The sequence below is a fragment of the Kitasatospora sp. NPDC059408 genome (assembly GCF_042751525.1).
GTDB lineage: Bacteria > Actinomycetota > Actinomycetes > Streptomycetales > Streptomycetaceae > Kitasatospora.
The window spans coordinates 1-22,268 of sequence record NZ_JBHYWI010000026.1 but is presented as its reverse complement, the minus strand read 5'-3'; the positions used below and the strand labels follow the sequence as shown (position 1 = coordinate 22,268).

Below are 22,268 nucleotides of genomic sequence, written 5' to 3'. Positions count from 1 at the left end.
CCGACCGTCCTGTCACCACCGCCACTGCGCGGAGCCACGCGGCTCCGGAGGGTGAGGATCGTCACTGGTTCGCTCCATGGGCCCGCGGGGTGGGTAGGTGTACGTTCCAGCGACCACCGGGCGGGGATCCCGACTCCCCCTCGATCGCAGTTAATCCGGTCCGCAGCGCCTCCGGCGAAGAGAGGTACCAGACATGTCTGCACAGGTGCCGGTCCACCACGATCCACCCCAGCGCGTCGGTGTGGTCGCCGAGTCGAGCGTCGGGGAGACCCGCGTCGCGGCGACGCCACCGACGGTGCGGCAGTTGCTCGGGCTGGGCTACGAGGTCGTCGTCGAGTCGGGGGCCGGGACGGCCTCCGGCTTCACCGACGCGGCGTACGCCGAGGCCGGCGCGCGCATCGGCGACGCCTGGGCGGCCGAGGTCGTCCTGAAGGTCAACCCGCCGTCGGGCGACGAGATCGCCCGGTTGGGTGAGGACGCGACCCTCGTCGCCCTGCTCGCACCGGCGCAGCGCCCCGAACTGCTGAAGGCGCTGTCGGCACGCGGCGTCACCGCTCTGGCGCTGGACGCGGTCCCGCGGATCTCCCGGGCGCAGTCGATGGACGTGCTCAGCTCGATGGCCAACATCGCCGGGTACCGGGCGGTGATCGAGGCGGCCCACGTGTTCGGACGGTTCTTCACCGGGCAGGTCACCGCCGCGGGCAAGGTGCCGCCGGCCAAGGTCCTGGTGGCGGGCGCCGGTGTGGCCGGGCTGGCCGCGATCGGTGCGGCGTCCAGCCTCGGCGCGATCGTCCGGGCGACCGATCCGCGGCCCGAAGTCGCCGACCAGGTCCGGTCGTTGGGCGGCGAGTACCTGGCCGTTGAGGTGGCCCAGGAGGCGGGCTCGGACGGCTACGCCAGGGCGACGTCGGCCGAGTACGACCGGGCCGCCGCCGCGCTCTACCACGAGCAGGCGCGGGACGTGGACATCGTCGTCACGACCGCGCTGATCCCCGGCAGGCCCGCGCCCCGGCTGCTCGCGGCCGAGGACGTGGCGGCGATGCGGCCGGGCAGCGTCATCGTCGACATGGCCGCGGCGCAGGGCGGCAACGTCGAGGGCACCGTGCCCGGACGCGCCGTGGTCACCGACAACGGGGTCACCATCATCGGCTACACCGACCTGACGGCCCGGCTGCCCGCCCAGGCCTCGCAGCTGTTCGGCACCAACCTGGTGAACCTGCTGAAGCTGCTGACGCCGGGCCGGGACGGGCGGCTGGCCGTCGACTTCGACGACGTGGTGCAGCGGGCGGTGACGGTCGTCCGGGCGGGCGAGGTCACCTGGCCGCCGCCGCCCGTGGCCGTGTCGGCCGCCACCGCCGGCACGGCCACCACCACCGCCGCTGCCACCGGCCAAGCGGCTGCCGCGCCGATCGGCCCGAAGCCGTCCCGGCTCACCCCGCCGCTGCGCTTCGGGCTGATCGGCCTCGGGATGCTGGCGACCTTCCTCCTGATCGCCTTCGCGCCGGCCCAACTGGCCCGGAACTTCACGGTGTTCGCACTTGCCGTGGTCATCGGCTACTACGTCATCGGCAAGGTCCACCACGCCCTGCACACTCCGCTGATGTCGGTGACGAACGCGATCTCCGGGATCGTGGTGATCGGCGCCCTGCTCCAGATCGGGCACGAGAGCCGGCTCGTGACGGCGCTGTCCTTCGTGGCGGTCCTGCTGACGAGCGTGAACGTCTTCGGCGGCTTCGCCGTCACCCGCCGCATGCTGTCGATGTTCTCGATCTCCCCCACCTCCCCGTCGTCCCAGTCGTCCCCGTCGTCCCAGCCGTCCTCCGAAAGGCGTTGAGTCCGATGACTTCCACGACGGCCTCCCACGCCGCGGACCTGGTCGCCGCGCTGCTGTTCGTCCTCAGCCTGGCCGGGCTGTCCCAGCACCGGACCTCCCGGGCCGGCGTCGTCTACGGCATCGCCGGCATGGCCCTCGCCCTGGTCGCCACCGTCGTGCTGGCGGCGCGGGACGTCTCCGCCGGCGCGGTCGCGCTGATCGTCCTCGCGATGGTGCTCGGCGGGGCGGCGGGCCTGTGGCGGGCGCGGCGGGTCGAGATGACGCAGATGCCCGAGCTCATCGCCGTGCTGCACAGCTTCGTCGGCCTCGCCGCCGTCCTGGTCGGCTGGAACGGCTACCTGGAGGTCGAGTCCCACGGGTCCGCCCAGACCCGGGTGGCCGGGGACCTGCTGGGCATCCACCACGCCGAGGTCTTCATCGGCGTGTTCATCGGCGCGGTCACGTTCACCGGCTCGATCGTGGCCTTCCTGAAGCTGTCCGCCAGGATCGCCTCGCGCCCGCTGGTGCTGCCGGGCAAGAACGCGCTCAACGTGGGCGCGCTGGCCGCGTTCGCGGTGCTGACGGCCTGGTTCACGGCCAGCCCGGGCCTCGGCCTCATGATCGCGGTCACCGTCCTGGCGCTCGCCCTGGGCTGGCACCTGGTCGCCTCGATCGGCGGCGGCGACATGCCCGTCGTCGTCTCCATGCTGAACAGCTACTCGGGCTGGGCAGCGGCGGCGGCCGGGTTCCTGCTCGACAACGACCTGCTGATCGTCACCGGGGCCCTGGTCGGGTCCTCCGGCGCCTACCTGTCGTACATCATGTGCAAGGCCATGAACCGCTCGTTCATGTCGGTCATCGCGGGCGGGTTCGGCATCGAGGCTCCCTCGGGCTCCGCGCAGGAGCAGGGCGAGCACCGCGAGATCCGCGCGGATGAGGCCGCCGGGCTGCTCGCCGCGGCCCGGTCCGTGGTCATCACGCCCGGCTACGGCATGGCGGTGGCCCAGGCGCAGCACCCGGTGGCGGAGCTGACCCGGCGGCTGCGCGAGCGCGGGATCGGGGTGCGGTTCGGCGTGCACCCGGTGGCGGGCCGTCTGCCCGGGCACATGAACGTCCTGCTGGCCGAGGCGAAGGTGCCGTACGACATCGTCCTGGAGATGGACGAGATCAACGACGACCTCGCCGCGACCTCGGTCGTCCTCGTCATCGGCGCCAACGACACCGTCAACCCGGCCGCCACCGACGATCCGTCCAGCCCGATCGCCGGCATGCCCGTGCTGCGGGTGTGGGAGGCGGAGCAGGTGATCGTCTTCAAGCGGTCGATGGCCTCCGGCTACGCCGGCGTGCAGAACCCGCTGTTCTTCCGGGAGAACACCGGCATGCTGTTCGGCGACGCCCGGCAGAGCGTGGAGGCGATCCTCCGGGCCCTGCCCGAGGGCCGCGGCGGTCCGGCCGCCGCCGTCCGCCAGACGACGGCGGCGGGTTAGCGAACGGCGGGTCGACGGACGCGGCCGGTCGACGGACGCGACGGACGCGACGGACCGCCCGGGCACCGGGCCCGGACGGTCCGCCCACCGGCCCGCCCGCCCGCCGGCCCACCGCACGAACCGCCCGCTCAGCCCTTCGCCAGCAGCCGCCGGACGTTCTCGGCCTTCGGGGAGCCGAGTTCCTCGTAGAGGGCGAGGCTGCGGCGCCACGCCTCGGCGGCGGCCGCGGCCTGGCCGAGGTGCCGGCGGATGATGCCGAGCTGTTCCAGCGCGGACGCGGTGCCGTCGCGGTCGCCGATGTCCTCGCGGATCGCCACGGCCTGCCCGGCCAGGTCCAGGGCCCTCGCGAAGTCGCCGGTGTCCTGGAGGACTTGGGCGGTGACGTGCAGGGCGTGGCCCTCGCCGTAGCGGGAGCCGAGCGCCTGGAAGGCGGCCAGCGCGAGGCGGCAGTTGACGAGTGCGGGGTCGTACCGGCCGAGGACGCGGTAGGCGGGGATCAGGTTGAGGAGGCAGACGGCCTCGCCGTAGCGGTCGCCGGCGGTGCGGAAGGCGTCGGCGGCGCGGGTGAGGTGGCCGATGGCCGTCTCGTAGTCCTGGAGCTGGCGGTGGCTGACGCCCAGGTTGGCCTCGATCATGGCGGTGGCCTCCGGGTCGCCGTCGCCGAGGAGGCCGTCGGCGTGCCGGTAGCGGGTGATGGCCTCGCGGTAGTCGCCCTGGGCGTGGGCGAGGGTGCCGGCCTGGACGAGCATGAGGGCCTCGCCGGTGCGGTCCGCCGAGCGGCGGGCGTGGTCGAGGGCGAGCCCGGTGGCGTTGTTCCAGTCCCCCCAGTACTTGCGCAGGGTGAAGAACGGCCAGAGGCTGTGGGCGAGTTGCCAGCACAGCGGGTCGTCGTCCCGGCCGGCGGCGTGCCGCACGAGGTCGACGAGGTTGGCGCGTTCGGTCTCGTACCAGGCCATGGCCGCCTCGGCGCCGTCGAAGTCCGGCTGCGGCAGGCCGGGCGGGGGCGGCGCGGCGGGGGCGAGGCGGGCGTGCGGCACGAGGAGCATCCCGGCCCGACGGGAGGCGTGCAGGTACCAGAGCGCGAGGCGCCGTTCGGCGGCGAGGCGCCCGGCCGGGGCGTCCTCGGTGCGGGCGCGCTCCTGGGCGTAGAGCCGGATGAGGTCGTGGAAGCCGTAGCGGCCGGGCTCGGGCGCCTGGAGCAGGTGGTGGGCGGTCAGTTCGGCGAGGAGCCGTTCGCTGGGCGCCGGGTCGCGGTCCAGCAGCGCGGCGGCGGCCGGCACCCCGACCGACCGGCCGGGCACCAGGGCCAGCAGCCGGAACGCGGCGGCCTGGTCGGGGGCGAGGTGGGCGTAGCTGGCCTCGAAGCTGACCCGCACCGCGCGGTCGCCGACCCGGAGTTCGTCCAGCCGTCCGCGCGCGTCGGCGAGCCGCTCGGCCAGCATCCGCACCGTGCGGCCGGGTTCGGTGACGAGCCGGCTGCCCGTGATGCGCAGCGCGAGCGGCAGGCCGGCGCAGTGGGCGAGCAGTTCGGTGGTCGCGTCCGGTTCCGAGGACAGCACGGCGGGGTCGGCGATGCGGCCGAGCAGGTCCCTGGCCTCGGTGTCGGTGAACGCGGCGAGTTCGATCCGCTCCACGCAGTCGAGTTCGGGCAGCCGGCTGCGGCTGGTGAGCAGCACCGCGCAGCCGCTGCTGGCCGGGAGCACGGGCCGGATCTGGGCGCCGTCGAGCACGTCGTCGAGCACGATCAGCACGCGTCGGCCGGTCAGCAGGCTCCGGTAGAGGGCGGCGCGTTCGTCGAGTGCCGGGGGGACGTCGGTGGGGCTCACGCCGAGCGCCCGCAGGAGGCGCGCGGCGACCTCGGCGGCGGGTACGGGCGCCTGGTCGGCGCCGCGCAGGTTGGCGAACAGCTGGCCGTCGGGGTAGCGGTCCCGGTGCGCGTGTGCGGCGTGCACGGCGAGGCTGGTCTTGCCGATCCCGCCGGGGCCGGTGACCACGAGCACCGGGGTCCGCCCGGCGGTGCCGTCGCGGCCGAGCGCGTGCCGGACGGCTTCCAGTGCTGCCGTGCGGCTGGTGAAGTCCGGTAGGTCCGCCGGGAGTTGAGCGGGAGCCCGGACGGCTTCCGGGCGTGGCGCGCCGGTCTCGGCGTCGGCACCGGCGTTGGCACCGATGTTGGCGCCGGCGTCCGTCCGGGGCCCGGCCGGCTCCGCCCGGGCCGGCTCCGCCCGGGCCGCGGCGATCAGCTCGGCCCGGTCGCCGTCGGCCAGCCCCAGCGCGTCGGCGAGCGCGGCGACCGACTTCAGCCGGGGGTTGCGCCGGCCCGCCTCCAGCATGCCGATCGCGTGCGTGGAGACGCCCGACCGTTCGGCGAGGCCCTCCTGGGTCCACCCGAGGCGCAGCCGGTATTCGCGCACCATGTCCCCGAAACGCACGACAACCCCCATCGCCCCCGCCGAGATGCCGCCGCCAACTATGGCATGTTCCATGCCAGGGCGTGGCGCGGGGAACGCAGGCCGAACGCAGGGGTTGCGCCATGGACCGCCGACCCCGCCGGGCCAAGACTCGTGTCCGCCCGGATGCCGGTACCCGGCGGTACGCGAAGGATCCCAAGGACCCCTCGGGCCCGCAAGACCTGCGGCACCCGCCGTGCCCGTGGCGTCCGGGGCAGCACCGCACACCGAGGACCAGGAAGACCAGGAAGTCCAGGAGATCCAGGAAGACCAGGGGGAATCGTGAAACGCATCAAGTCCGCGCTGGCGGCGGGTGTCGCCGGCGTGGTCGGGCTCGCGGGCCTCGCGCTGGCCCAGCCGGCCGGCGCGGCGACGCCGGCCACGCAGCGGGTGCTCGCCGAACTCGGGCGCGTCCAGGGCCTGTTGCCCGCCACCGGGCACGCTTCGGCCAGGGCCGAGGCGGCGGCCGAGCAGTCACGGGCAGCCGGGCAGTCGCAGGCGCCCGCCCGGATCGCGCTGAAGGGCGCCAAGGCCGCGGCCTCGCAGGTCCGTTCGCGGGTGGCGGTGTCGCCCGACGCGCTGCCGGACACCGACAGCGCCGTCATCACCGACACCACCGCCGTCTCGCACGTCTTCGTGCTCCGCACCGCGCGCGCCGCGACCGACGTGAGCTTCACCGTCGACGGCTTCGACGGCCGGCTGGTCGCCGATCCGCTCGGCGGCGTCCTGCTGGTCGACCGGACGACCGGCCGGGCCGACAGCCGGATCAGCGCGCCGTGGGCGTACGACGCCAACGGCCGTGCACTGCCGACCAGTTACTCGGTCGACGATGGCACCGTCACCCAGCACGTCGACACCCGCGGCGCCGCGTTCCCGGTCGTGGCCGACCCGCACTACACCTGGGGCTGGATCACCGGCACGGTGTACTTCAACCGCAACGAGACCTCGCACATGGCCTCCGACGCGGGCTTCACCGCGGCCATGTTCGCGTTCGCCCCGCCGCCGTTCAACCTGATCGGCGCCATGGTCGCCGGGAACATCTCCCGGGTGGCGTGGAACGCCGACAGCGACCACAAGTGCGTGAAGGTCAAGTCCCTGGCGCCGGTCTTCCCGGCGTCCGAGTACTCCGGGGGGTACTGCCGGTGATCACCAGGACGAAAGCATCGAACTCCCTCGCACGGAGGGCACTCCGGGCAGCAGTGGTCGCCGTCTCGATGCTGCTGACGCTGGCCTTCGCCGGGATCGCGACCCCCGCGACGGCGGTCACCGGCGGCGGACCGGCCACGACGGGGCAGTACCCGTGGATGGTCCACTTCCAGGACACCAGCAAGTACCCGCTCTTCAGCTACAGCTGCGGCGGCGTCCTGATCGCGCCGGACAAGGTCCTGACGGCCGGGCACTGCGGCCGGGAGTACCAGAGCAAGATCGACCACTCCGCGGTCGTGCAGGGGCAGACGAACATCCTCCAGGGCGGCACCGCCTACCGCATCGCCCGGATCGACATCAGCCCCCAGTTCTACCCCGACCAGGAGACCGGTCCCTGGAAGACGTACGACATCCACCAGGGCGACGTCGCCGTGGTGACGCTGCAGAACTCGATGGTCGGCGTGCCGACGATCCCGTTCGCGCACATCCCGGCCGACGAGACCCTCAGCGGGCAGGGCCTGATCCTCGGCTGGTCACTGGAGAACGTCGACAGCCACGGCGACCCCCGGGAGCGGCTCCGCTCGTCGATGGTCCCGATCCTGCCGGACTCGGCCTGCACCCGCCCCTACGGCGGCATGTACCGGGTCGGCCAGATGATCTGCGCCGGCGACGCCAAGCACGACGCCTGCAACGGCGACAGCGGCGGTCCGCTGATCCGCAACGGCTGGGTCATCGGGATCATCTCCGGCGGCGGCAACAACGGCTGCGACCAGGCCGGCTACCCCGGCACCTACACCCGGGTCGCCGCGTTCTCCAACTGGATCCAGCAGATGAAGGAGGACCGCGACCACGCGCCCTTCTACGTCAACGGCAAGTGCATGGACGGGGACGTCGCCAACGGCGACCACGTCCCGGGGATGAAGGTCCAGCTCTGGGACTGCAACGGCTGGCGCAACCAGTTCTGGTACACGCTGAAGGACCACATCTTCAACGACCGCAACAACTACTGCATGAGCGCCGACATCAGCCACGGGAGCTACAACGGGATGCCGGTGCTCCTCCAGCCCTGCCACACCTGGACCGCCCCGAACGAGACCTGGATCATCGACGGCTACACGATCAAGAGCGCCTACAACAACAAGTGCCTCGACGCGGACATATCCGGCGGCTACCACAACGGGATGAAGGTCCAGCTGTGGGACTGCAACGGATGGACCAACCAGCAGTTCTGGTGACCCCTCACGGACGCCCGGCCCGCCGTCGCCCCTGCGCGACGGCGGGCCGGGCCGCGCTGACGGACCGTCAGGACGCGCGCTGCGCCCGGGCGAGCCGGTCGGCCTCGCTGCGGCGGGCCGGGGCGAGCACGTCCACCGGGGTGCCCGCACCCTCGCCGGGACGGGCGCCCCAGCCGCGCAGGCGGTCGGCGAGCTGCCGCACCCGGCGGTCCTCCGGGCCGGGGACGAGGTAGAACAGCGACTCGTCCACCTCGGCGTCGTCCCCACCCCAGCGCACGACGCCCTCGCACTCGGCGAGGATGTCCCGCAGCACCAGCTCCTGGTGGGCGAAGAGCCCGCCCTTCGCCGAGGCGCCGGGGCGGATGCGCACGGCGGTGCCGGAGGCGAGGTTCGACTCCGCGGCGCCCGCGCGCAGGCCGCCGATCGCCTGCCAGCCGAGCAGGTCGCCGCTCGGGAGCTCCTCCACCTCGTAGTGGAAGCGCCGGATCACGTGGACGAGGATCTCCTCCGCGTCACCGATCCGGATGTCGACGGTGAGGCCGGTGCCGGCCACCGGGCGGGTCCAGACCGTGGAGACGTGGTTCGCCTCCTTCTCGATCGTCCAGCCGTTGGCACTGGTCGGGAGCTTCTTCGCCGGGACGCCCGGCTCGGCCGTCCCCTTCGACGGCGCCGCCGAGGCGGTGCCGGGGAGCAGCGCGCCCAGGGCCGTGGCAGCGCCGACGACGGCGGCACCCTTGACCGCGGCCCGCCGCGTGAATCCGATCTGCACGTCTTCCATTTCCTTGTGTCCCCCTATGTCTTCCGTCTTCCGGGAACGCCGTCTGCTACAGAACGACGATCAGCACGAGCGTGGGCACGAGCAGCAGCAGCGCGCTCACCGGCCAGTACGCCCGGCCCGAGCCCGGGGCCGTCCGCCGCCGCACGGCCCGGTTGGCGAGCCACCACAGCAGCGTGAACACCCCCACCACCGGGACCAGGACCAGCAGCATCGGCAGGACGCCGTCGTTCTCGGTCGGCTCCCGCGTGGTCCAACCCAGGGCGGCGAGCGGCCAGTTGGCGGCGAAGTACCAGAGCAGCCAGACCGGCACAACGGCGGGCAGCCCCAGCAGCAGGTTCAGGGCGGCGGCGGCCGGCGAGTACGTGCGCATGTGCTCGTGCCCCGGGCTCACTTGCTGCGCGACAGCAGGTTGTAGTTCTCCAGCACGTTGTACAGCCCGATCAGCTCGCGGCCGTACTGCTGCGCCGCGTCGCCGAGGCCGTTGTAGCGGGCGAGCAGTGCCTGGGTGTCGGCCTGGCCGGTGGTCAGTCCGGGCCGGGCGATGCCGAGCTGGCGGGAGTTGTAGATCGTCAGGTAGGTGACCGAGCGGATGTTGTAGGCCGGGTCCTGGAGGTTGTCCCAGACCTCCCGCAGGTTGGCCTCGGTGAGCTTCGTCCCGTTGATCAGGCCCTCGCTCAGGCAGTGGTTGCGGGCCTCGATGGCGATCCGGGCGAAGATCTGGCCCCAGCCGGTGCTGCAGTCGTCCTTGAGGCCGTTGCGGACGGCGGCGTCGGCGGCCACGTCGAGCGCGTTGAGCTTGCGCAGCTCCCACAGCACGGGGGCCTGGATCAGCGCCTTGCGCAGCTTGAACTCGCGGGCGAGCGCGGTGAACAGCCAGTCGGCGCTGAGCACGAGGTCGAAGGCCTTGGTGGTGGAGACGCCGCCGAGGGTGGCCCAGTCCTTGTCCGTCCAGCCGTCGCCGCCGGTCTCCGGCACGCCGATCGAGGTGAGGTAGCCCTGCACGTCGCGCAGCATGGCGTCGCGGTAGGCGGTCTTGTCGAGGTCGGTGTCGAGCCCGGCGACGGTGCCGGCGCCGGGGTCGAAGTCGCCCTGGCCGGTGTCCCGGCCGGAGGCGATGTCGGTGTCGATCTCGATGGCCGACGCGCCGCTGCCCACCGTGACGGTGGCGATCTGGTCGAACGCCCAGTTGCTCGGCATCGGGTAGCCGAGGTTGCCGGAGAAGCCGCTGGACATGTCGGAGACGAAGCTGGTCCGGGCGAAGCCCGCGTCGGCCACCCGCTGGCACACGTTGCGCGGCCCGTAGACACCGACCTGGTAGGACGAGTTCTCGCTCACGGTGTGGTGCACGCCGCGGAAGTGCGGGATGACATACGTGCTGACCTCGCCGTCCATGGCGTCGTAGTCGACCGCGAAGTAGATCGTCGTGCCGGCCTTGAAACCGTGGAAGCGCGCCCACTCGATCGCGCGGAACGCGTCGCTGGTGCCCTGGTTGTAGCTGAAGTAGTCGGCCGACCGGCTCCACGTCTGGTAGATCGGGAAGCAGCGCAGCCCGTACTGCCTGATGGTGTCCAGCTCGCCGGGCTGGATCTGCTTCTCCGGCAGGCTGGTGGTCGACGGGTTGGACAGGTACCGGCCGACGTACTGGTAGCCGGCGTCCTTGAGGGCCTGCGCGCGGGCCGGGGTGATCTTGGTGACGCCGTCGCAAGCGCTGCCGCGCCGGCTCTGGTCGCCGTAGGAGACGAGCAGCGAGGCCCAGGTCTGGAAGTCTCCGACGCCGGTGACCGGCAGCTTGACGAAGGACTGGAACGCCTCGACCCCGCTCTTCACGGCGGCCGTGAAGTCGCCGAACGCGACGTCCCGCCGGTTGAGGACCATCGCCGCCGTGAACAGCATGGGCCAGGTGCCAGTGGCGCCGGCCGAGACGCTGTGGCTCTTGAGCCCCGCCTGGGTGCCGGGCCCGAACGCGCCGTTGGCGGTGCCGTCGGCCATGCCGATCTCGTACTGGATCGCGAGGAGCATCGACTTGGCGACGTCCCGCGAGTGGTGCCCGTCGCAGGGGATCACGAAGAAGTCCCTGCGGTTGACGTAACGGCCGTTCAGCCAGCGCTGGATGGCCCGGATGCCGTCCGTCCCGTCGCCGACGGTGACGTACGCGTCCATGGTGAGCAGGCCCTTGACGACCTTGGGTTCGAGCGAGCTGCCCGGGAACACCCCGTCGAGGCCCATGTGGAGCTTGAGCTTGGCGACCGCCGCCCTGACCCGGCCGTTGTACGTGCCGTCGATCTCGCCGCCGTCGTAGCCCTTGCAGTACAGGGCGGCCTGCAGGATCCGGCAGAAGTTCGCGGACGGGACGGTCGTCTCGTCCAGCTTCGGGTACTTGGCCTGCAGCGTCGACAGCGTGGTCGGGCCGAAGGAGTTCGAGAGGGAGGTGATCCCCATCTCGTACTGGAGCGCGCGGGTCAGCGCGTACATCACCGTCCAGCCGGTGCGGCCGTCCTCGTCAAGCTTCGAAATCCCAAGCGTGGCACCGTTGTTGTAGGTCGTGTTGACGAACCTCTGAGCCAGCCGGACCATCTCGTCAGCCATGGGCTGCGATCCCCCCGTTCGCGCCTCGCCACGGCTCCTCCGCCGCGGCACGGCCACGAACTTTACCAGGGCTTTTCCTGGTCTTGGCGATCGGATTGCAGGAACTGCTCGGCCCAGATGATCTTGCCCTCGGCGGTGTAGCGCACGCCCCAGCGGTCCGTGAGCCGGGCCACCAGGTACAGGCCGCGCCCGCCCTCGTCCTCGTCGGCCGCGTAGCGCAGGTGCGGGGAGGTGCTGCCGGTGTCGGAGACCTCGCAGATCAGCGCGCGGTCGTACAGCAGCCGCACCCGGATCGGCCCGGTCCCGTAGCGGATGGCGTTCGTCACCAGCTCGCTGAGCACCAGCTCGGTGACGAACCCGGCCTCGTCCAGGCCCCAGTCGCCGAGCCGCCGGACGGCCTCGGCGCGGACCTCCGCCACCGCCTCGAACTCGGCGCTGACCTCCCACCCGGCGATCCGCTCCGGCGCCAGCACCCGGGTGCGGGCGACGAGGAGCGCGATGTCGTCGCTCTGCCGCGCGGGCAGCAGGACGTCGAGCACGGCGGTGCAGACCTCCTGGGGCGAGCGGCCCGGACGGCCGAGGGTCTCGGTGAGGAGGTCCAGGCCGACCCCGACGTCGCGGGTGCGGTCCTCGATGAGGCCGTCGGTGTAGAGCACCAGGCTGCTGCCCTCGGCCAGCCGCAACTCCGCGGCCTCGAACGGCATTCCGCCCAGACCGAGCGGCGGACCGGCCGGCAGCACCGGCAGCTCCACGGTCCCGTCCGGGTGGACGAGCGCGGGCGGCGGGTGCCCGGCCCGGGCCAGGGCGCAGATCCCGGTCGTCGGGTCGTAGATGCAGTAGAGGCACGTCGCGCCGGTGATCGCGTGCTCCCCGTCGGAATCCGCCGTCTCCTGGTCGATGTGGGTGACCAGCTCGTCCAGGTGCCCGAGGAGTTCGTCCGGCGGGAGGTCGAGGGTGGAGAAGTTCTGGACGGCGGTGCGCAGCCGGCCCATGGTCGCGGCGGCGTGCAGGCCGTGGCCGACCACGTCGCCGACGACCAGCGCGACCCGGGCGCCCGGCAGCGGGATCACGTCGAACCAGTCCCCGCCGACCCCCGCCTGGGCCGGCAGGTAGCGGTGGGCGACGTCGACGGCGCTCTGCTCGGGCAGGGCCCGCGGCAGCAGGCTGTGCTGGAGCGTGACGGCCATCGTGTGCTCGCGCGTGAAACGGCGGGCGTTGTCGACCGACACGGCGGCCCGCGCGGTCAGCTCCTCGGCCAGCGACAGGTCGTCCTCCTCGAACGGACCCCGCTCCCGGCCGCGCCAGAAGCACGCGACGCCCATCAGCACGCCCCGCGCCGTCAGCGGCACCGCGATCAGCGAGCCCAGGCCGAACTCCAGCACCGCCTGGGTGCGTTCGGTGTCCTGCCGCCGCCACCCCGCGTCGGCCGCCAGCTCGGGCACCAGCGTGGAGCGCCCGCCGACGAAGCCCTCCGCCTGCGGGGTGCTCCCGGCCCACCGGACCAGCTCCCCCCGCGGGTACAGCGGCGAGTCGTCCCTGATCCCGTCGACCGAGACCCGCCGCAGCTCGACCGGCTCGCCGACGGCCGGCGTCCGCGGCTCCTCACCGCTCAGGACCGCCTCGGCGAGGTCGACGGTCGCGAAGTCGCAGAACTCCCGGACGGCCATCCCCGCGAGCTCGTCCGCGGTGCGCCGCACGTCCAGCGTCGTGCCGATGGCGACGCTCGCGTCGTAGAGCATCCGCAGCCGGCCGCGGGCGGTCTCGGCCCGCCCCGCGAGGGCGCGAAGCTCGGTGGAGTCGCGCAGCGTGGTGACGCTGCCGGCCGGGCCGTCCCCGCTGTCGGTGGGCCGGGTGTTGACGGCCAGCAGGCGCTCGCCGACGGGGAGCACCTCGTCGCTCACCTCGCGGCCGGACACCAGCAGTTCGGCGGTGCGCGCGGCGAGGCCGAGGTCCGTGACGGCGCGCCCCTCCGCGTCGGCGGGCAGGTCGAGCAGCCGCCGCGCCTCGTCGTTGGCGAGCAGGATCCGGCCGTCCCCGCTGACGATCACCACGCCCTCGCGCACCGCGTGCAGCACGGCGTCGTGGTGCTCGTACATCCGCGTCATCTCCTCCGGCCCCAGGCCGTGGGTCTGGCGCAGGAGCCGCCGCCCCACCAGCGCCGTCCCGCCCGTGGCGACGCCGAGCGCGACGGCGCCGGCCCCGAGGACGACCGGCAGCTGGCGGTCGATCGCGCTGCTGACGTTGGCGACCTTCATCCCGGAGGACACGATGCCGACGACGGCGCCGGCGGAGTCCTCGACCGGCACGACGACCTGGTACTCCTGGCCGAGCGGCCCGTGCACCTGCTCGACGGTGACCTTGCCCTCCAGCGAAGGACCGATTGTGCCGACGAACTTCTTGCCGATCAGCTGCGGCTCGGGGTGGGTGTAGCGGATGCCGTTGCGGTCGGTGACCACGATGAAGTCGACCATGGCCGCCTTGCGGGCCGCCTCGGTCAGCGGCTGGAGGACGGCGCTGGGATTCGGCCCCTCCATCGTCGCCACCAGGCCCGGACCGTGGGCGAAGCTCTCGGCGGCAGCGAGCGAGCGGTCACGGGCCGCGTCGAACCGGTCGCTGCGGGACTGCACCAGCAGCGCCACGACGGCCACCACCACGAGCAGCAGGACGATCAGCACCTGGAGGACGAACATCTGGCCGGCGACGCTGCGGATCCCCAGCACCGACCGCGGGCGCCGCGCCGGAGGTTCCCGCGGTACCGGATTCGGGTGTCGCCGCTCCCGGCGGCCACCCGGTCGGCCCGGGGGCAGCCGGGGCGTGGGGCCCTGGTCCGCGGCCATACCCCCATGATCCCGCCCCGGGCGCGGGCGGAAACGTCGGACGGGAACGTCGTGTGGGCCGGCGCACGGGCTCAGCGCGGAACGGACCGGACCAGCAGCAGCGCCACGTCGTCGGTGCGGTGCTCTCCGTGCCCGGCCCGGTCGATCAGTGCGTCGGCCAGCCGGTCGAGCGGCTCTGCGCCGCGCCGGGCCAGCGTCGCGACGAGGCCGGCCAGCGCCCGGTCGGGATCGGCCCCGGGGGTGTCGACCAGGCCGTCGGTGTACAGGACCAGCGTGGTGCCGACCGGCAGGGGGACGGAGATCTGCGGGTACTCGGCGGCCGGGTCGACGTTCAGCACCATCCCGACGTCCGGCTCCAGCACCTCCGCCCGGCCGTCCGGCCCGTACAGCAGCGGCGCCGGGTGCCCGGCGTCGGCCAGCCGGGCCTCGCGCCGGGCGAGGTCGACGCGCAGGTAGGCGCAGCTGGCCAGCAGCGCCGTGTCCAGGTCGGCCAGCAGGCGGTTGGTGCGGCACAGCACGGTGCCCGGGTCGGCGTCGGCGGACGCGAAGGCGCGCACGGCGGTGCGGACCTGGCCCATGAGCGCGGCGGCGTTGACGTTGTGGCCCTGGACGTCGCCGATGACGACGGCGACGTCGTCGGGCCCGACCCGCAGGAGGTCGTAGAAGTCGCCGCCGACGTCCATGCCCTCGGTGGCGGGCAGGTAGCGGGCGCGGACGTCCAGGCCCGGCACGGCGGGCAGCGCCCGGGGCAGCAGGCTCTCCTGGAGGCCGTGGGCCAGGCCGAGCTTGGTGTCGTACAGCCGGGCGCGGTCCAGCGCCTGGGCGATCAGCCCGCCGAGGGAGGTGAGGACGGCCCGCTCCTCCAGGTCGAAGCGGTGCGGCTCGGCGAAGGCCAGCACGCAGGTGCCGATCAGTCGGCGCGAGGTCACCAGCGGCAGGTAGGCCCACGCGGCCATCCCGTCCTGCGTCTCGTGCCGGCCCGGGTAGAGCCGCTCCAGCTCCGCGCGGCTCTCGAAGTAGGCCGGCACGGCGTGGGTGGAGGCCCGGACGCCGGGCGTCGGCTCGGTCAGCGGGGTGCCGTCGAACTGGTCGACCAGGCCGGGCGGGTAACCGCGGTGGCCCGCGATGCGCAGCCGGCCGCCCTCGGCCAGCAGCACCGCCACCGCCCGGCCGCCGAAGGCCGGCACGATCTGCTCGGCGACCATGGCCACGACGTCCTGCACGCTGATCGCCTCGGTCAGCGCGCTGGCCAGGTGGAGCAGGTGGTACAGCGCGCCGGGCCGGGCCTGCACCGCCCGGTCGGCCGCCGTGCCCGCGGGCCGCTCCCGGCGGGTGCCGGCGACGGCGGTGAGCGGGGCGACGGGGGCGACCGGGGCGATCCGGACGGTGAGGCCGGTCGGGTCCGGGAACAGCTCGAACGACAGCCGGCGGTCCGGCGGCCGGACGGCGACGAACGCCGCCGACTGCCCGCTGATCACCGCCGCCCGGCAGTGGTACTCGTACACCGGATCGCGCAGCCACGGCAGCACCGCCCACGGCCGCAGGCCCAGCAGCCGCTCGGCCGGCTCCCCGAGCAGCTCGGCGGCGGCCGGGGTGACGGCGGCCAGCCGGCCGTCCAGGTCCAGCGCGCAGAGGCCCTCCGGGAGCCGCGCCGCCATCGCCGCGACCGGCTCGACCGGACGCCGCTCCGCCACCGCCGGGCGCGGGCCCGGACGGACCGGCCGCCCGGCGTCGGCGGCGTCCGCCACTACCTGGGCCAGGCGTCCGGCGAGCGCGTCGAGCGCGCCGCGCTCCCAGGGCGACAGCTCGGGGGCGTGCGCGGCGGGCCACAGCACGAACAGGGCCCCGTACGTCGTCCCGCGCGCGACGAGCGGCGCGGCGGCCAGGCAGAACGCGTACGGCATCGCGACCGCGACCCTCGGGTACCGGCGCGCCAGCTCCTCCGCGCCGGCCACCCACACCGTCCGGCCGCCGCGCACCGCGTCGACCACCGGGATCGGCGCGGTCATGCCGATGTGCTGCCACGGCCTGGTGAACTGCCGCACGGCCCCCAGCGTCATGGCCAGTTCGAGCACCTGCCGGTCCTCCGACAGCAGGTAGACCCCGCCGAGGTGCGCGCCGAGCCGCTCCGGCGCCGACCGCAGGACCTGCCCGACGGCCTCCAGGCCCGGCTCCGCCGCCGTCCCCGCGTCCTCGGGGGACGCCTGCCGTGCCACGCCCATCACGATTACCCCATTCGGCCGACCGGCCCCCTCCCATAGTGGCCCGGCCGGGCGCCGTACGTCCCGTCGCCGCCGGGAACCACCGCGGACCCCGGCTACCGGATCCCGCCCGGCGCCGCCCGCGGCGCCGCCTCCCTGCCTCCCCGACGCCCCGGACGGCGTGACCACCACCGCCGACGACCCGACTGCCGATCCCCGGCCGGCACCGCCCTGCGCCGTCCCGCACGCCCCGACCGGCCCGGCCGCCCTTCTACCGGATCCCGCTCGCCATCCCCCGGCCGGTCGCCCTGGCCGCCCCGGGCCGTCTGCTGGTCTGCGGAGGGCAGCCCCAGCCGACTCGTCGACGCCCTGGTCCGGCGCGGCCGGCGCCGGCCGCGTCCCGCACGAGCAGGACGAGCGCGCCGTCCTGATCCACCTCACGGACGCCGGCCGCGCCCTGGCCGCCCAGCCGGGCGAGGCGGCCTCCCGCCTCACCGGCGAGATGGGCACCCGCCTGACGGCAGAGGACGTCGAGACCCTCACCGCCCCGCTGCCCACCCTCCTCGACGGCACGGACGCCGCCCGGGCCGTCCGCAGCCGCCTCCCGCGCCGGGGAGCCGGCCTCCGACCACGAGGAAGGGGGCGGCGGCATCTGCCACCACCCCCTGGTCACGCCCCGTCGGTCAGGCCCCGTCGGTCAGGCGCCGCCGCTCAAGCTCCGCCGGCGATCTGGCCGAGGCCGGTCCAGCCGTCCGGGCCGCTCGGGTCGCCGCCGTTGTTGGCGTAGGCGGTGACGTGGCCCGCCGGGTCGGTCCTGAGGTAGTCGGCGTGGGTGTCGCCGGTGAAGTCGACCAGCTGGACGCTGGTGTGATCGGTGGTCACGCCGGTGGCGGTCCGACCGATGTACTGCCAGCCGCCGTGGCCGTCACCGCCCCGGTTGAGCCACGTGGAGACGGAGCCGTCCGGGTTGATGACGTGGTAGTCGGCCTTGCCGTCCCCGTCGAAGTCGGCCAGCCGGACCCGGCTGCGGTCGGTCGTGACACCCGTGGCCACCTGGCCGAGGCCGTACCAGCCGCCGGAACCGACCGGGTCGCCGCCGCGGTTGAGGAAGACGGTGACCGAGCCGTCGGGCTTGATCAGCCAGTAGTCCGCCTTGCCGTCGCCGTCGAAGTCGGCGAAGCGCACCTGGTCCTGGTCGGTGGTCAGACCGGTGGCCACCTTGCCGATCGGCTGCCAGCCGCCGGAACCGGCCGCGTCGCCGCCGCGGTTGAGCCACACGTTGACCGAACCGTCGGGGTTGATCACCCAGTAGTCGGCCTTGCCGTCGCCGTCGAAGTCGGCCACCCGGACCCGGCTGCGGTCGGTCGTGACACCCGTGGCGACCCGGCCGAGGGACTGCCAGCCGCCGGAGCCGGCCGGGTCGCCGCCGTGGTTGAGCCACACGTTGACCGAACCGTCGTCCTCGATGGTGACGTAGTCGGGCTTGCCGTCGCCGTCGAAGTCGGCCCAGCGCACCCGGCCGCTGTCCCCGGCCTCGGTGCCGGCGCGCGGGACGGCGGGGCGCGGCGCCCAGCCGTCGGCGACGACGCGGTCGAGGGCGGTGTGGAAGACCTGGGCCATCTTGCGGTAGCCGTCGTCGTTGGGGTGCAGCTGGTCGGGCAGGTCGTGGGCGGCGTCGAGGTCGGCCGGGTCCACGTAGCGCACGTGCCGGCCGGCCCGCTGCCGGTCGGCCTCCAGGGCGGCGATCGTGCGGTTGAACTCGGCGGTCTGCTGTTCGAGCCCGGGCGTGGCGGTGAGCAGGCCCTGGATGACGACGGTCACCCGCGGCTTGTCGGTGTAGATGCGGTCGACGAGCTCGGACAGCGCGGTGGCGGCCGTGACCGGGTCGGTCTTGTCGAACTTGACGTCGTTGATCCCCAGGTGCAGCAGGACGACGTCCGGGTCGGCCGCGGTCAGCCACTGGTCGATTCCGGCGCGGATCTGCCGGATCTTGTAGCCGCTGTGGCCCTCGTTGTCCGGGTCCACCTGGGTGCCGGAGGAGTTCGAGCCCACCATGTCGATGGTGTAAGGGGACTGGTGCGCGGTCAGGTCCATCAGCGGCGCGCGGTAGCCGTCACCGCTGCGGCTGCCGGCCCCCCAGGTTATGGAGTCGCCGAGCGGCATGACCTTGATCAGTGGAGGTGAGGGCCGGGTGGCGGCCTGGGCGGTGGTCGGGGCCAGGCCGAGGCCGACGCCGGTCACGGCGAGGAGCGCCGCCAGTGCCCGGGGAACGCGAGGTTTCATGGCAGGGAGTACGGCCTTCGAAAGGGGCCGGCGCGCTGGCCGGCCGTGGGGTACGTGGTGCACGAGGTGGGCCGGCCGCTCCGCGCGCCGTGCGGCGGGGGGAGCGGCCGGCCGTGGGGCGACCGGGGTGACGGCCGGGCCGGGCCGGCCGTCACCCCCTGCCGGGGTCAGGCGCATCGCAGTCAGGCGCCTGGGATCCGGGCGGGACGGGGTCAGGCGCCGCTGGCGATCTTGCCGAGGTCCGCCCAGCCGTTCGGACCGGCCGGGTCGCCGCCCTTGTTGGCGAACCCGCGGGTGCTGCCGTCACCGGGGTTCCAGAGGTAGTCGGCCTTGCCGTCGCCCGTGAAGTCCGTGAAGTAGACGGAGTTCTGGTTCGTGGTCAGGCCGGTCGCGACGCGGCCGAGGGGCTGCCAGCCACCGCCCGTGTCGCCCCCGTGGTTGAGCCACACGTTGACCGAACCGTCGGGGTTGATCACCCAGTAGTCGGCCTTGCCGTCCCCGTCGAAGTCGGCCAGCCGGACCCGGCTGCGGTCGGTCGTGACACCCCCGGCAACCTGGCCGGCGGACTGCCAGCCACCGGAACCGACCGGGTCGCCGCCGCGGTTGAGGAAGACGGTGACCGAGCCGTCGGGCTTGATCAGCCAGTAGTCGGCCTTGCCGTCGCCGTCGAAGTCGGCGAAGCGCACCTGGTCCTGGTCGGTGGTCAGACCGGTGGCGACCCGGCCGAGGGGCAGCCAGCCGGCGCTACCGGCCGCGTCACCGCCGCGGTTGAGCCACACGTTGACCGAACCGTCGGGGTTGATCACCCAGTAGTCGGCCTTGCCGTCCCCGTCGAAGTCCGCGAGACGGACCCGGCTGCGGTCGGTGGTGACGCCCCCGGCGACCTTGCCGATCGACTGCCAGCCGCCGGCCCCGTCACCGCCGCGGTTGAGCCACACGTTGACCGAACCGTCGTCCTCGATGGTGACGTAGTCGGGCTTGCCGTCGCCGTCGAAGTCGGCCCAGCGCAGCCGACCGCTGCCCCCGACCTCGTTCGCGGTCGCCGAGCGGTGGTCGCGGGTGTCCGCGATCCACCCGGCGATGTCGTCGACCCGGGTCTCGGTGGCACCCTGGCGGGTCTCCGTCTCACCGAGGCAACCGCCCTGCCAGGCACGGCTGACGACGGCGGCGAGCTCGACGCCTCCGTTCCTGGCACGCACCACCGGGGCACCGGCGTCGCCCTTGCAGACGGTGTCGGCCGCGGTCTTGGCGGTGAGGTCCACGCTGGAGGAGGCCACGGCGCCGGTCGTCAGCGTCGCGCTGTGGGACTGGGCCGGCAGCCAGTCGGTCTTGGTGCGGCCGAAGCCGAGCACCTGCAGGTCCTCGCCGGCGGCCGGCGCGGCCGTCGCGACGGCCACCGGGGTGACGCCGTTGGCGGGCTCGACCAGACGGATCATCATGACGTCGCGGTCGCTCCGCGGCACGAGCGTGGAGACGTCGTACCCGTGACCGGCGATGGTGACCGTGGTCCGGGCCTTCGGGATGCCCGCCGGAACGGTGCTCGGGTCGTCCGGCTTGTCGGTGAAGCAGCCGGCCGCCGACAGCACCCACTGCGGGGCGATCAGCGTGGCGGTGCAGGAGCGCGAGCCCGGGTGGCCGGGCTGCCCGACCGTGACGGTGCCGATCGCCGGGTTGGACCCGGCCGCGGGCGTCGCGGCGGGGCCGTCGGTGGCGTTGAGCTCCAGCAGCGTGGTCGAGCCGCTGGTGCCGCCCTCGCCGACCGGGGTCCAGGCGTTCTTGTTGACGTCGACGCTGCTGACCGTGCCCGCGGTGTTCAGCGTGGCCTTGATCGTGTGGTCGTCGCCCTTGATGTTGTAGATCTGCGGGATCTCCAGCGACAGGTACCCCGTCGGCCCGGTGATCCTGAAACAGACCTGGCTCGGAGTGGCCGCCCGGCTGTACAGCTCCACCAGGCCCGGACCCGACGCGCAGTCGGCGAGCACGATGTGCCCGTCGCCCGCCTTGAGCGTGATGTTCCGGTCCGCCAGGACCTTCGCGGCGCCCGGGTAGGAGAAGTCCTCCGCCGCGGACGGCTTGGCCGGCTCCGCCGCCGTCGCCGCCGGCGAGGACGAGAACGTGGCCAGGGCGGGAACGGCCAGTGCCGCCGCCAGCGGCCTTATCAGTCTCCGGCTTATTCGCAAAACAACTCCCCGTAAATCGACATGCCCGGGGAATCGCCAACGCCCCCGAGCTGGCAAAGTTCAATCAAACTTTCCGAAAGCTACTGGGCGCATTTCGCGTACGTCAAACGGGCCGAATCCCGGCCGGTGGCGGGAACTGACGGACGGTCGGCCCGACCGTCCGTCAATCCGGTGTCAATCCGCCATCGGCAGGGCCATGAAACTGATATTTCGGGCAATCAGGGCGCGTGAAATCACCGCCGGGGAAAGTAGCCGTGAGCGGTATCACAGCCCTCTCCGCGGGTCACCGGCCCTCGGTCACCAGCCCTCCGACCCGTCAGGCGCCGGTGGCCAGGCGGCGCCCCTCCTCCAGGAACGCCATCACACCCATGACGCCCGCGAGTGCACCCAGCGGCCGGGCGGCACCGAACGGCGCGTTCCAGAAGCCGCCCTCCCGCGCGGTGTGCGGGCCGACGTACGCGTACGGCAACGGGAGGTAGGAGTCGCCGAGCGAGACGCCGTAGTTCACGTCGCCGACGGTCACGCCGATGTCGAAGTGCTCGGGCCAGATGACCGGTTCCGTCCCCGGGAACAGCCCGCGCAGCGCGGCGTCGCCGACCGCGAAGCCGTCCAGCAGCCGGTGGGCGGCGGCCGGGTCCACCTCGATCGAGTCGTCGGCCGCCCGGCCCGCCCCGTCCCCGTACAGCCCGGCGGGTGCGCCGGCCGACAGCCCGAGGGCCGCCCCGAGCGCGGCACACGTGGTCCATTCGAGGGACAGCACCTGCCCCGGCGCCACCAGCTCCGCCCCGACCACGCGCAGCTCCGCCCCGACGGACGTGGCGAAGCCGCCCGCACTCGCCTTCAGCCGGATCGTGCCGTCGGTGCGGTACTGCGGCCCGGCCAGGACCAGTTCGGCGACGGCGTGCAGGGAGCGGCGGGTGCGTACGAGGGTCTCGGTGTCGATCTCGGTGTCCATGGACGAATGATCTCCCAGGTGGGAGGCCTGCGCGTAATCCCCGCGCCCTCCGCGGTCACGGCGGGACGCCGATCGCGAACGACCGGGGACCGTACCCGCTCCCCGGGAAGGGGAGGGCGTACGGTCCCCGGCTCCGGTGCCGCAGGTCAGCGAGGGACCGTCAGTGGAACATCCGGTCGCCGCGGCGGGCACCGGAACGGCGGGCACCGGAGCACAAAAACAGAGAAGCCCCATCCGGTGACCGGATGGGGCTTCTCTTGAATGATTGTTCGGCGGCGTCCTACTCTCCCACAGGGTCCCCCCTGCAGTACCATCGGCGC

Annotated in this window: 13 protein-coding genes; 4 read left to right on the top strand and 9 right to left on the bottom strand. The window is 73.5% G+C overall.

The annotated features are described in order from the left end of the window. Nucleotides 1-193 precede the first annotated feature (193 nt). Both ACFXDE_RS19005 and pntB read left to right on the top strand, forming a co-directional pair. Nucleotides 194-1,834 carry a Re/Si-specific NAD(P)(+) transhydrogenase subunit alpha gene (locus ACFXDE_RS19005; protein ID WP_380495663.1) on the top strand — a complete coding sequence of 547 codons (1,641 nt, stop codon included), beginning with the start codon at nucleotides 194-196 and terminating at the stop codon, nucleotides 1,832-1,834. A gap of 5 nt (nucleotides 1,835-1,839) precedes the next feature. Then, nucleotides 1,840-3,300 (top strand): Re/Si-specific NAD(P)(+) transhydrogenase subunit beta, encoded by a 1,461-nt coding sequence (gene pntB / locus ACFXDE_RS19000; protein ID WP_380495661.1) that lies wholly within the window; start codon nucleotides 1,840-1,842, stop codon nucleotides 3,298-3,300. Nucleotides 3,301-3,428: 128 nt separating this feature from the next. Here pntB and ACFXDE_RS18995 read toward each other — a convergent pair whose 3' ends face one another. Then, a complete protein-coding gene (locus ACFXDE_RS18995) occupies nucleotides 3,429-5,729 on the bottom strand; it encodes an ATP-binding protein (RefSeq protein WP_380495659.1) in 2,301 nt (766 codons plus the stop codon). Between the two features lie 300 nt (nucleotides 5,730-6,029). Here ACFXDE_RS18995 and ACFXDE_RS18990 point away from each other — a divergent pair, with 300 nt between their 5' ends. Both ACFXDE_RS18990 and ACFXDE_RS18985 read left to right on the top strand, forming a co-directional pair. Further along, a complete protein-coding gene (locus tag ACFXDE_RS18990; RefSeq protein WP_380495657.1) occupies nucleotides 6,030-6,893 on the top strand; it encodes a hypothetical protein in 864 nt (287 codons plus the stop codon). 68 nt (nucleotides 6,894-6,961) lie between these two features. Next, nucleotides 6,962-8,128, top strand: coding sequence for a trypsin-like serine protease (locus ACFXDE_RS18985; RefSeq protein WP_380441510.1), 1,167 nt, complete (start codon nucleotides 6,962-6,964; stop codon nucleotides 8,126-8,128). Between the two features lie 67 nt (nucleotides 8,129-8,195). Here ACFXDE_RS18985 and ACFXDE_RS18980 read toward each other — a convergent pair whose 3' ends face one another. From ACFXDE_RS18980 to ACFXDE_RS18945, 8 genes are all read right to left on the bottom strand, one after another. Next, nucleotides 8,196-8,906 (bottom strand): hypothetical protein, encoded by a 711-nt coding sequence (locus tag ACFXDE_RS18980; RefSeq protein ID WP_380495655.1) that lies wholly within the window; start codon nucleotides 8,904-8,906, stop codon nucleotides 8,196-8,198. A 46-nt stretch (nucleotides 8,907-8,952) separates the two neighbouring features. Beyond that, on the bottom strand, nucleotides 8,953-9,276 hold the full coding sequence (locus ACFXDE_RS18975) for a hypothetical protein (protein WP_380441514.1): 324 nt from the start codon (nucleotides 9,274-9,276) through the stop codon (nucleotides 8,953-8,955). A gap of 17 nt (nucleotides 9,277-9,293) precedes the next feature. Continuing rightward, nucleotides 9,294-11,492 (bottom strand): glycoside hydrolase domain-containing protein, encoded by a 2,199-nt coding sequence (locus tag ACFXDE_RS18970; RefSeq protein ID WP_380495652.1) that lies wholly within the window; start codon nucleotides 11,490-11,492, stop codon nucleotides 9,294-9,296. 62 nt (nucleotides 11,493-11,554) lie between these two features. After that, nucleotides 11,555-14,182 (bottom strand): SpoIIE family protein phosphatase, encoded by a 2,628-nt coding sequence (locus ACFXDE_RS18965; protein ID WP_380495816.1) that lies wholly within the window; start codon nucleotides 14,180-14,182, stop codon nucleotides 11,555-11,557. Between the two features lie 218 nt (nucleotides 14,183-14,400). After that, nucleotides 14,401-16,551, bottom strand: a complete 2,151-nt coding sequence (locus ACFXDE_RS18960) for a SpoIIE family protein phosphatase (protein WP_380495650.1) — start codon at nucleotides 16,549-16,551, stop codon at nucleotides 14,401-14,403. Nucleotides 16,552-17,241: 690 nt separating this feature from the next. Continuing rightward, nucleotides 17,242-18,813 (bottom strand): FG-GAP-like repeat-containing protein, encoded by a 1,572-nt coding sequence (locus tag ACFXDE_RS18955; RefSeq protein ID WP_380495648.1) that lies wholly within the window; start codon nucleotides 18,811-18,813, stop codon nucleotides 17,242-17,244. 212 nt (nucleotides 18,814-19,025) lie between these two features. Beyond that, nucleotides 19,026-20,993, bottom strand: coding sequence for an FG-GAP-like repeat-containing protein (locus ACFXDE_RS18950; protein WP_380495646.1), 1,968 nt, complete (start codon nucleotides 20,991-20,993; stop codon nucleotides 19,026-19,028). A gap of 316 nt (nucleotides 20,994-21,309) precedes the next feature. Then, on the bottom strand, nucleotides 21,310-21,948 hold the full coding sequence (locus ACFXDE_RS18945) for a hypothetical protein (protein ID WP_380449140.1): 639 nt from the start codon (nucleotides 21,946-21,948) through the stop codon (nucleotides 21,310-21,312). Between the last annotated feature and the right edge of the window lie 320 nt (nucleotides 21,949-22,268).